We start from the raw sequence: 10,483 nt of genomic DNA, 5'->3' as shown, positions 1-10,483 counted from the left end.
TAGCGGGATCCTTGGGTTTTATTCCCCGACGCTCTGCGTCGAAATAAAAAAGGAACTTCTACTTGATACCTCGTACCCTTGGGTCGAGGTTGTTCATTTCATGAGTGGCCGGAAAAAAAACAAAAAGGCTACAGACCGCATTAAGGTAATATTTGGTACGAGATTTCAAAAAATGGCACCCTAGTTTTAGAGACCCATTTATTCAGGTTGATTGGGCAGTTTATTTTAAAATAACACTGGCCTCTCAGTCAGATATAATCCAGCTTTTATTCCCTATCGGCAGGCTTTTAATTCTTTATCGGACATTTGAAATTAAGTAGATTTTGACAATTAAATCATCAGTGTCCGGTAAAACAGGTAAAACGTTGGCATACCCCCTTAAAGCTGATCTGGTTCAAGAACTTAAAAAATGGCACCTTGTTTTTGAAACAAATTTCACTAAGAGTGATTGGGCAAATTTAATTTAGAATAACGACTGTTTATCACTTAGTTACAATTAAGTCTTTGTTCCCTGCCTGACCGGTAGGCAAGTTTATTCTATAAGCGCAGCGATCTTATATTCTTTATCGGACATTTAAAATTAAGTAGATTTTAACAATTGAATAGGCTAATACGCTAATTTTTATAGGCATAGAGATAGCAGTAAGAAAAAAAATGATGCAATTTTGTAAACCCCAATGAACTAAAAAACACTAAATAGTATCGTTATGAATGATTTATATAGTTTTGAGATTCGTGAGGGTCATACTAAAAATGAGCGTTATTTTAAGGGTTTCATTGAGAAACGAAAACTCACTGATAAATTGGAATATCTTGGATTTCAGTTGAAATGTATTAGTGATTATACGATCAATTTAAAAACTGAAAAAGAATCCTCCGTGTATTTATGTGTGAATTTAGCGGATAGATCGGCATTATCAATGACTTGTGGTGAGAGCTTAATTTCCATTCCGTCCTTCTCTAGTGTGTTGGTGCCTTTTGAAAATGCAGAAACCCTTGCTTTTAATTGTAAGTCTAATAAAGATTATGATTTCTTAGTATTAAAAATAGAGAAATCAGACTTAGATCAGGAGCAAACAGAATTAATCAGGGCTTTACAAGCACAAAACAAGTTGCTCGACCCCAGTAATAACCCAAAAATTTTACTCCCTAATTTAGGCATGTGCGAAATGTCCAGACTATTGAAAAGATCGGATAAGACTTCATGCGCAAATAAATTTATCGTCAGGGGGTATAGTAATATTCTTTTTGGGTTAAAATTAGAGGAACTTCTATTAGAAGAAAAATCCTCTGCAAAAACGACCTATCTCCGTAATTTCGAAATTCAGCAATTGGAAGTACTCACAGATAAGATCAAGGCTAATCCGCAACAGCAATACACCATTAAGGAATTGTGTACACAAACGGGATTGTCAGTTTCTAAACTGCAGACAGGTTTTAAGGAAATGCATAATTGTACCGTCGCTATCTTTATAAGAAATATACGCTTGGAAAAAGCATTGGATATGTTGCGAAATACAGATTTGAATGTCTCAGAGATCGTATACTCTGTTGGACTTACCAGCAGAAGTTACTTTTGCAGAATTTTTAAAAAGCGTTTTAAATGCTCTCCAAAATCTTTTCAGCAACAATTGCGCACTACAAGTACATTGGCTTCTTAATGAACGGATGGATATAATGTATTATCGATACCTCCCAGTAACTTCCTGTTGAACAAATTCATGGCTATCTATTTCAAAACTAGAAACACAAGTAACTTCAAAGGGGATCGGATTCGTTAAGAAATCGGCATACTTATTTTTAGAAATGATAAGGGGTCTTGGATTCTTTAAGTGGTATTTTGACGAGCCATTGGTATGGGTTAGGATACTACAAGATATAAAGCCATCTTCTAAAACATTATAAATTCCAGCAAAACAGAAGATGCCCTGGTTTTTTAAACTATTGAGATATGGATGCATGACATGATCTTCAATTTCAGAGGTATAAAATCCTGTGGCCACTATTAAACAGCGTCTATATTTTAAGGCTTCAAACAGCCATGAGGTTTGGGTGATGGATTCACATTCAATTTCTAAGGTATTGTAAATAGATTGAAAACTTTTCCAACTGTCTTTATATCCTTTAGGTAAAATGCCCCAGATACCGTATTGAATACGGTGTGGAGCTTCAGAAGTTACCATGCATACAGAGGCTTCTTTCAGACCGTTTATGACAGGCACTGGTTGATAGAGATAGTCATAGTCAAATTTTGAATTGAGCTGTAATTCTATCTCGTTTAGAGACGCGCTATTTGAGATTTTGCACAACATACTACGAATTAAGTCATTTGAACTGTATAAAGATTGTTGTAAAAAATTAATTTTTAACCTTCCACATTTTTATTTACGATAAAATGGGTTCCAAGGTTTTAAGAATTAAAACAACGATTTTCCATACTCTGTATGGTGAAATTTTTTTAGAGTACTTTTTTGAGATATAGGACACATGAAATTGCTGCTGAAAGTCTAATTTCATACGTCTGATGGAAAAACAGGTACTTATAGGCATACAGCACCGCTGGAAAAAAGTTAAAGCAGATTGCTATGATAATGACGATACCGTGAGCAAATGCGATATGATCAACCAACCATTGGTTGGAAAAACAAAAAGTAGTCGTGACCAGGTTATGAGGATCCAAAAACAGCCAACTAAAATACAAAAGTATTTACCGTAGGAGAGGAGGCTCAATCCATTCTCATTTTAATATCCACCACCATCCTATATTTAATAATAATAATAATAAACATCAGTGTCCGGTAAAACAGGTAAAAAGTTTGCAAACCCCTTAAAGCATGATCTGGTTCGAGAACTTAGAAATAACACCTTGATTTTGAAACCAATTTCACTTAGAGTGATTGGGCAAATTTAATTTAGAATAACAGATGTTTATCAGTTAGTTACAATCAAGTCTTTGTTCTTTTCCCGATAGTTATCGGGACTATAAGCATAAGCGCAGCGATCTTAATTCTTTATCGGACAATAATGAATAATAAACTAAACACAAAAGATAATGACTGACAAAAGCAGTACCAACGAATTCTATCCTGAAAAGGACAAAGAGATTAAAAAAGGACCACTCAAGCCAGAACATAAAAATCAATATGGTGAGAGTTCTGATAAAAAAGATCGAAATATGTCTGAACGCGTAAAAGGTGAAAACGATAAAAAGAACCAGAAATAATCAAGGTATAATAGCACAGTGCTCCGAAGTCTTCTGTCTGTTTTTAATAGGTTAAACGTATTGAGGTGTTGCTGATTTTTAAAAAGTGCCCTCACTCAGAGTTCTGACGGATTGGTAAAGAAAGTGTTAATTGTTTTTTAATGAGTTAACATCTGAACCTAACGAGCAGTTCTGTAGTTTGAAATAATCTTAATTTTAATAAAAAAAGTGCCGGATAGTATTCAGCACAGAACTAATTCTAAAAACAGTATTATGGCAGAAATTAAAATTGAAAAGAAAAAACCAGTATGGCCTTGGGTTGTCTTAATTTTGGTTGTGTTGGGAATCATTGCTTATTTCGTTTACGCAGATCAAAACGATAATGACCTTAACGATGATTTTGATGATGATTATAACAATGAGCAAGTCGTTGATCCTACCTACGATTCATCACCTGATGATACTTATGACACTAAGAAATCATATGATCAGTTCAAGGCGTTTGATGAATCCATTTCCGATTCTACGCGAGTGGCAATCGATTCTTCCTATACCAAAAAAGCGTTTGCGAATTTAACCAAAGCGGTAGTGCGTACAGCGGATGATAACAATGTGGAAGATTCAGAAGCATTAACAGATCTAAGAAATTTCTCATCACTTATTACTTCGATATCCACTACAACAAAGGATACCAAAGGCTTTAAAAATTTTAAAACTGCAAGCGATAAAGTGGTGAAAGTGATGGAAGATATTCAGAAAAAGAACTTTCCAGCGTTACAGACTCAAGTGGCAGATTTGAAACAGTCAGCTTCAAAAATTGACGGTTCTGTAACTATGAATAAGCAACAGGATCAAATTTATACGTTCTTGAGACAGAGCAGAGATGTATTACAAATGATGAACAACTAAAATTAGAAATTATGGCAGAACAGAATAAACACCTCTATTATATAAATGAATTGTCTGATTATAAAATCTCAGATGGTTACCCAGATGTTAGAGGCTGGGATGTAAAAGACATTGATAATCGTGTGATTGGTAAAGTAGATAATTTATTGGTTAATAAAGAGGCCGAGCGTGTGGTTTATTTGGACGTTGAGGTAGACAAAAGTATTATCGATTCCAAATACGATCCCTACGGAAGACCAAATCAATCGGATATCCGTGAATTTGTAAACAAGGATGGTGAAAATCATATCATCGTACCGATTGGTTTAGTGGATGTCAATCAAGATTCCAACTATATCTATACGGATAGTATTGACCATCGTACCTTTGCTGAAACGAAGCGATACCGCAAAGGCGACACTATTAATAGAAGCTATGAAAACCAAGTTTTAGGTTCTTATGGGCGTCGTCAACAAGTGTATAAAGATACGGATGATGTTAATTCAGTATCCAGTGCTGAACGATATGCAGATGATAGTCCCGTAGTGGATGACAATCGTTATGAAGATAAATCGCGGGTTCGTGATCAAAATTATTTGCAAGATGAAGACCGTCTTCGAGAAATTATTCGTGATGAAATCAGAGAATACCACCACGATACTGATAAATTAAAAACTTATGGTACCGCGGAAGATTATTATCAGTCTACTGATGCTGATAATTTAGAGACGCTATCTAATGACGAAGAGGAATTGCGACGACGAAGAGAAAATAACGATGTTTACGATGATGACAATTTTTACGAACGTCGCGAATTTGATGATCGGCGCTTTAACAAACGTAACCCGGGATTATAACGTTTTTAGGTGATGCACAAGTGATTAAAAAAAAGAGAATTTACATAACGTAAATTCTCTTTTTGGTTTTTGATAGGTTACTATTTTCGGGAATGTTAAAAAAAGTGTAATACAATTCAATGAGGTTGATTTAATATCTAAATAAAGCATTTATCTCTTGAATTAGGATTTGGCATCTCATCCTTTTCTAATATATATACCTGAACGCCGTTGAGGATGGTGCAATTAAAATAAAATAGTCTTGACTGATGATGTAAAACAAGTCAGGTTATTATTTACCTTGAAGTCTGTAGGGCGAAATTCCTGATATAAAATCAGGATGGCAATGGGAGATATTAATAGAAAATTACACACTTTTTTCAGTAATGGAATTGTTGGAAAGCATTAAACTGATCAAAAAACCACAGCCCAATAAGATAATGCCCACCATATAGGTTCTAGGACCTATCATCTCAGGAGTATTCGCATAAAAATCTCGGATAAAAGCGGCTACTTGTGGCCCAACGATGCCACCAAATGACCATGCCGTAAGAATAACACCGTAAATAACTGGCATAAGCTTGGCATGAAATACATCTAATACATAGGAGGGCATGGCACCGAAACCTCCACCGTAGCAGAGCAGAACATAGCACACCAAACCACCAAAAATCCATGGGTTAGTAGTAAACATCATCAGGATAAAAACCACTATTTGAGAACTCAGAATTAAACGAAATACTTGAATTCGACCAATTTTGTCGGATATCCCTCCCCAAAAGAAACGGCCAACACCATTACATAGTGAGCTGATGGCTATTAACGTGCCGCCCGCAACTGCAAGTGCTTCAGAGCTCAGGGTGGCATCTTGTATTTTTAATAAGTCCTGAATCATTGGCGACTGCAAGCCTATAAAGATTATTCCTGCTGAAATATTGAGGAAGAACATCAACCACATGCCCAAGAATTTTATGGAGAGGAGACTCTCTTTCACCGTTAAACGATCTTCCTGATCTCGTGTGCCAGCGTTTTTGGAAGGAGGGGAATAGCCTACAGGAACAAACCCTTCAGGTGGATTGTTCATGCTCAATCCGGCGGGAATTCCAACGGCCATTAAAATTAGAGCTATGTAAAAAAAGACCTGTACCATATGGTCATTGGTAAGACTCATAAATAGGGGTGCAATAAGCTTTGACATGAGCAGTGCTCCCAGACCAAAACCCATAACAACCATTCCGGTGACCAATCCTTTTTTATCGGGGAACCACTTTGAGACGGTGGCTACTGGAGTGACATAACCTAATCCTAAACCGATTCCGCCAATCACCCCAAAACCTATATAAAAGAGGGCTAAACTATTTGTATGCATAGCATATGCACTGATTAAGTATCCCATACCATAGAGTAGGGCGCCGATGGTAGCTAGCTTTCTAGGGCCATATTTTGGAAGTATGATTCCTCCAATCGCAGCGGATAAACCAAGAAATAAAATGGCCAGGCTAAAGATCCACATGGTTTGCACGTTGCTCCAGCCGTACTCCATAATGATTGGCTTTTGGAAAAAACTCCACGCATAAACAGTTCCCAAAACGAGCTGAAGAAGAGTTCCCATTACTGCAATGAACCACCGATTGGTATGCGCTTTAATCATGAGATAAAAAATTGACTTTTTAAAAATAGGTTTAAGGAGCTTTTTACTTTAACAGGTTGATTGGACTTTGAGTCTTGACGAGTTTGAGAGTTGATAGAAAGCATTTCTTTAAAGTATTGCAAATGGACTTTCATAATGGAGGCTACTACTTTTGATGAATTTTTCATTCCAATCCTATTTAGACTTTAAGAAATAGGTCTTTAAAACTCCTTTGAGGGTACTCCACAGGATCATTATCCTAAAGTCTTTTTATAGTAAATTATGCATGCCTCAACACTCAACAAAAGATGATTGGTGGGACAGGCACAAGACCAACCGAAGTAATGAATTTAGCCGCCAGACTCAGATAATTGGACTCTTAGAAATTAAACATTTTCTGTTGTTTTTTTGCATTTGTAATTACCCATTTTTCAAATGCTTCCATAAATTCTTTTAAGAAATCTCTTGTAGAATCGTTGGTCAGTTTTCCTTTATCGTCAAAAAGATCTGCAGCGCCACCAATGTAGGCTTCAGGTTGTGCCATGGTTGGTACGTTAACAAATATCAACGATTGTCTCAAATGATGATTGGCACCAAAACCACCAATATTACCAGGAGATACACTTATAACCGCACCAGGTTTTCCATCCCAAGCGCCTTTTCCATACGGACGGGATCCCACATCTATCGCGTTTTTTAACACTCCAGTTATTGAACGGTTATATTCAGGTGTTAGAAAAAGCAGCCCATCTACAGCCTTAATTTCTTTGCGTAAAGCCAGCCATTCTTTAGGTGTCGTTTCTTCCAAATCTTCATTATACATTGGAAGCCCAGCAATATCTACCAATTCGAGAGATAGAGATTCTGGCGCAAGTTCCATTAGAGCTTTGGCTGTTTTTAGGTTAAAAGATTCTTTACGGAGACTCCCTACGATAACTGCAATTTTGTATTTTGTCATAATGGGTTTGGTTATTTTAATTAATTAATAATTGTCTTCATTAGAATTCAAGACCCAATTTCTATACCTTTTTTGAACATTGAAAACTTAGTAAGATACTATACACGATGTTTTAAGACCAACACAGGAACACTGGATTGATACCCTAATTCTTGTACCAACGGTTTATAGAGCATTCTGGTGAAAAAGTTCCGTTTTTGATTGATAAAAGCCACCATATCGCTTTTCTGGCTATCGATAAAAGCATTAATCCCCTCATGGACTGTTGTGTCTTGGACGTCATGAAAACTATGCGTTATATCTTTAAAAAGCCGTCCCAACAAGTCTTTGTTTTCTTGTTGAGATCTGTTTAGTTGGGCTGCTTCTTTAACGTGTAGCACCCTTATTTCCGAACCGTGTAGTTCTGCAATGTTCATCAGATATTTAAGCTCTCTGCGTTTAAAAGGAATTTTAAAATCGGTTGGAAATACAATTTCTTTGGGAGATTTGAACTTAACGTCTTCTGGGATTGCTAATACGGGACAAGCGGTTATGTTTTCCATAATATCAATGGTATTCATCCCAAAAACAACGGTTCTTGAACTGGTCATGCCTTTTGCTCCCATAATGACGATATCAATATCATGTTTTGAAATGACATCGTTTACGCCATCTAACAATGTGTTGCTCGCGGCGATTGTATAATAACTGTGTTTTGGATGTTTGTCATGCAAACGCAGCTGTTCAATTAGCTTTCTGAATTTTATAGATGTCTTTGGCTGTTCAACATTATAAGCACGTTGTCCTGAATGCATATACGTATAGCCCTCAATAGAATAGCTGTCTGCATGGTAAGTATTGAGAAAATGAAAAGTGCATTCAGAGTCCGTATAAAGATCTAACGCGTACCGAGCCGCATTGAGCGCCGTCTTTGAAAAATCAGTAAGAAAGAGTATTCTTTTGTCCATAGTTATAACGGATGACGCCTATTTAGGGAGCGACTTAAATAATTTAACTTCAAATTTTATTAAAGGATAAGATAGTGATTTTAACGCTATATCTAAATGAAAAATGATATAATTAACATGGTCGTCATCGCCTGTGTTTGGATTATAATTTACAACATCCGCTACATCAACTAATAGGAGTTTTCGAGGGGTAAAAGGAAAGTTGTCAGCTAAAGTAAGAGTTTAATAATAGGGTAGTAGCTTTTGTCAAAAAGATACCTCCGATTCTGAAATTATATAAGTAAAAAACCTCGCTAATATTTAAATCAACAAGGTTATTAATGCGTGTTTAAGTATGTGACCCGACTGGGGTCAGAACCAAAGCTCTGATAACCAGTATAATAAGGTGTTTTGCTAAGTCTTTATCTCTATGTTGACGAATTGTGAACTCTTTATTTTAGTTCAAAAACTTTCGTGATGTAAATATAAATATTCAGTTTTTTGTTTATCCATTATTCTAAAAAACTTTCATAATATCATGTTTTACTTAAATCGTCAATGAGGTATGCTAGTTTCTATGGGAATAAATAATCTTGTTAATATTTGACTCAAGCTATAATGAAATCGTTTTATACTTTCTTCTGAAAATACTTACTGAACACCAAAAACAATACCCCACAGAGCAACCAAGAAGGTAAAGTCACAAATGACAAGAACACATCAAACTTAAGCGATATGAAATAAAAAAGTCCAAAACTGATTGCCCAAGCGAAAATAACGGCTTTATTGAATTTGATATCAGCCACTTCAGCATAGTTTTTTATAATTCCATATTTTTTATGGAAGAAATGTTCAAATACGATGATCGCACCAAAAGGAGCCAAAATAAAGCCGTAAAGTGCTACAAAACCTAACAACTGCATCGCAAAGGCAGGAAACAAACCTGCAATGGTCGCAATAGAACCTGCAAGAATAGTCACCCAAAATGTGGATGCTTTAGGGATTATTGCCTGAAATGCAAGCCCTGCTCTATAAATCGTTGGGTTAGCGGTCGTCCAACCTGCTAAAACCACAGCAATAATTCCAAAGATTCCTATGGCGTTATTTGCCAAAGGTCCAGGAGCTACTGGAGGTGCTTCGCCATTGGCTAAAAAATTTAAGGCTTCTGGAGATTTTAAATAAACTGCATATAACAATGCTGCGGCTATCCAAGCCATATAGTGGCCTACATACATGCCTGCTGCGGTTGTCCACCCAGAACTTGCTTTTTTAGCAAAACGGAATACCGATAAATCTGACATTCCAACGTGCATTGCTGCATTCGCAAACCAAGACCAAATAACAACATGCCAAAACGTAAATTTTATTTGTCCAGGAAAAGGTTCTGAGCCTTCCCCCCAAATATTCCAAAAATCAGAAAAACTGGCAACGCCCAATTGATTCAATGCCACAATACCACAAGCTAAAAAAGCCAATACAATCACAGGCGACATCCAATTGGCAGCCTTAGAAACCGTGTCATAACCTTTTGAAGCGATTAATGATATAACAGCACCAATTACAATTACTATAATAATCCAAGTGGCACCATTGGGCATTGTATCTGTAAGTTTTGGCATTTCCATATCAAAAGGAATTCCAACAGCCGTTGCAGAAACCGTAATCATTGCTCCAGCCAAAAAACAGAACAAAACTCCATTGGCCAAGTTATAAAACGTAACCAATTTTTTTCCACATATTTTTTCCAATTGAAAATACAAGGTCAATTTGTTTTTTACCGCGATTTCAGCGGTTAAAAAACGCCAACTCAATACGGCCAATAAATTTCCCAATAACAACCCTATAATTAAATCGAAGGCACTAACACCTGCTGTTAGAAACAGTGGCCCGATCATAAACTCTGTTCCTGCGGCATGTTCTCCAGCGTACATGCCCAAGAAACTTTTCCAACTTTTTAACTTTGATTGTGGTACAGGTTCTCTTTCGAATTCACCACCAGCAATTACTTCTATTTCTTCGCTTTCTGCACTAAATTGGGTCATG

9 protein-coding genes are annotated in these 10,483 nt (G+C 36.4%); 4 read left to right on the top strand and 5 right to left on the bottom strand.

The features are described 5' to 3' along the window. The first annotated feature begins 707 nt into the window (after positions 1-707). The gene (locus JEM65_RS07540; RefSeq protein ID WP_199598332.1) at positions 708-1,661 is read left to right on the top strand and encodes a helix-turn-helix domain-containing protein; all 954 of its coding nucleotides are present in this window, start codon (positions 708-710) and stop codon (positions 1,659-1,661) included. A 21-nt stretch (positions 1,662-1,682) separates the two neighbouring features. Here the strand turns inward: JEM65_RS07540 and JEM65_RS07535 are convergent, their stop codons facing one another. Beyond that, positions 1,683-2,312, bottom strand: coding sequence for an SOS response-associated peptidase family protein (locus JEM65_RS07535; RefSeq protein ID WP_199598331.1), 630 nt, complete (start codon positions 2,310-2,312; stop codon positions 1,683-1,685). A gap of 740 nt (positions 2,313-3,052) precedes the next feature. Here JEM65_RS07535 and JEM65_RS07530 point away from each other — a divergent pair. The 3 genes from JEM65_RS07530 to JEM65_RS07520 all read left to right on the top strand — a co-directional run bounded on the left by JEM65_RS07530 (position 3,053) and on the right by JEM65_RS07520 (position 4,947). Then, positions 3,053-3,223: a hypothetical protein gene (locus JEM65_RS07530; protein ID WP_199598330.1), complete on the top strand. Its 171-nt coding sequence runs from the start codon at positions 3,053-3,055 to the stop codon at positions 3,221-3,223. Positions 3,224-3,475: 252 nt separating this feature from the next. Next, positions 3,476-4,111, top strand: coding sequence for a hypothetical protein (locus tag JEM65_RS07525; RefSeq protein WP_199598329.1), 636 nt, complete (start codon positions 3,476-3,478; stop codon positions 4,109-4,111). Between the two features lie 11 nt (positions 4,112-4,122). Further along, complete coding sequence (locus JEM65_RS07520) at positions 4,123-4,947, top strand: PRC-barrel domain-containing protein (protein ID WP_199598328.1); 825 nt, start codon at positions 4,123-4,125, stop codon at positions 4,945-4,947. Positions 4,948-5,293: 346 nt separating this feature from the next. On the opposite strand, the gene JEM65_RS07515 is transcribed toward JEM65_RS07520, so the two are convergent. The 4 genes from JEM65_RS07515 to JEM65_RS07500 all read right to left on the bottom strand — a co-directional run bounded on the left by JEM65_RS07515 (position 5,294) and on the right by JEM65_RS07500 (position 10,482). Continuing rightward, on the bottom strand, positions 5,294-6,577 hold the full coding sequence (locus tag JEM65_RS07515; protein ID WP_199598327.1) for an L-lactate MFS transporter: 1,284 nt from the start codon (positions 6,575-6,577) through the stop codon (positions 5,294-5,296). 358 nt (positions 6,578-6,935) lie between these two features. Next, complete coding sequence (locus JEM65_RS07510) at positions 6,936-7,514, bottom strand: NADPH-dependent FMN reductase (RefSeq protein ID WP_233530568.1); 579 nt, start codon at positions 7,512-7,514, stop codon at positions 6,936-6,938. Between the two features lie 98 nt (positions 7,515-7,612). Then, complete coding sequence (locus JEM65_RS07505; protein ID WP_199598326.1) at positions 7,613-8,461, bottom strand: universal stress protein; 849 nt, start codon at positions 8,459-8,461, stop codon at positions 7,613-7,615. 608 nt (positions 8,462-9,069) lie between these two features. Further along, positions 9,070-10,482 carry a purine-cytosine permease family protein gene (locus JEM65_RS07500; protein ID WP_199598325.1) on the bottom strand — a complete coding sequence of 471 codons (1,413 nt, stop codon included), beginning with the start codon at positions 10,480-10,482 and terminating at the stop codon, positions 9,070-9,072. Position 10,483: the final 1 nt, after the last annotated feature.

This window comes from Gelidibacter salicanalis (assembly GCF_016469035.1).
GTDB lineage: Bacteria > Bacteroidota > Bacteroidia > Flavobacteriales > Flavobacteriaceae > Gelidibacter > Gelidibacter salicanalis_A.
This window is presented reverse-complemented; position numbering and strand designations above follow the sequence as displayed.

What these genes read in the sequence shown, in the direction of transcription:
- JEM65_RS07515 (WP_199598327.1), bottom strand. Translation starts at nt 6,577, where the DNA reads ATGATTAAAGCGCATACCAATCGGTGGTTCATTGCAGTAATGGGAACT.
- JEM65_RS07500 (WP_199598325.1), bottom strand. Translation starts at nt 10,482, where the DNA reads ATGACCCAATTTAGTGCAGAAAGCGAAGAAATAGAAGTAATTGCTGGT.
- JEM65_RS07525 (WP_199598329.1), top strand. Translation starts at nt 3,476, where the DNA reads ATGGCAGAAATTAAAATTGAAAAGAAAAAACCAGTATGGCCTTGGGTT.
- JEM65_RS07505 (WP_199598326.1), bottom strand. Translation starts at nt 8,461, where the DNA reads ATGGACAAAAGAATACTCTTTCTTACTGATTTTTCAAAGACGGCGCTC.
- JEM65_RS07520 (WP_199598328.1), top strand. Translation starts at nt 4,123, where the DNA reads ATGGCAGAACAGAATAAACACCTCTATTATATAAATGAATTGTCTGAT.
- JEM65_RS07510 (WP_233530568.1), bottom strand. Translation starts at nt 7,514, where the DNA reads ATGACAAAATACAAAATTGCAGTTATCGTAGGGAGTCTCCGTAAAGAA.
- JEM65_RS07540 (WP_199598332.1), top strand. Translation starts at nt 708, where the DNA reads ATGAATGATTTATATAGTTTTGAGATTCGTGAGGGTCATACTAAAAAT.
- JEM65_RS07530 (WP_199598330.1), top strand. Translation starts at nt 3,053, where the DNA reads ATGACTGACAAAAGCAGTACCAACGAATTCTATCCTGAAAAGGACAAA.
- JEM65_RS07535 (WP_199598331.1), bottom strand. Translation starts at nt 2,312, where the DNA reads ATGTTGTGCAAAATCTCAAATAGCGCGTCTCTAAACGAGATAGAATTA.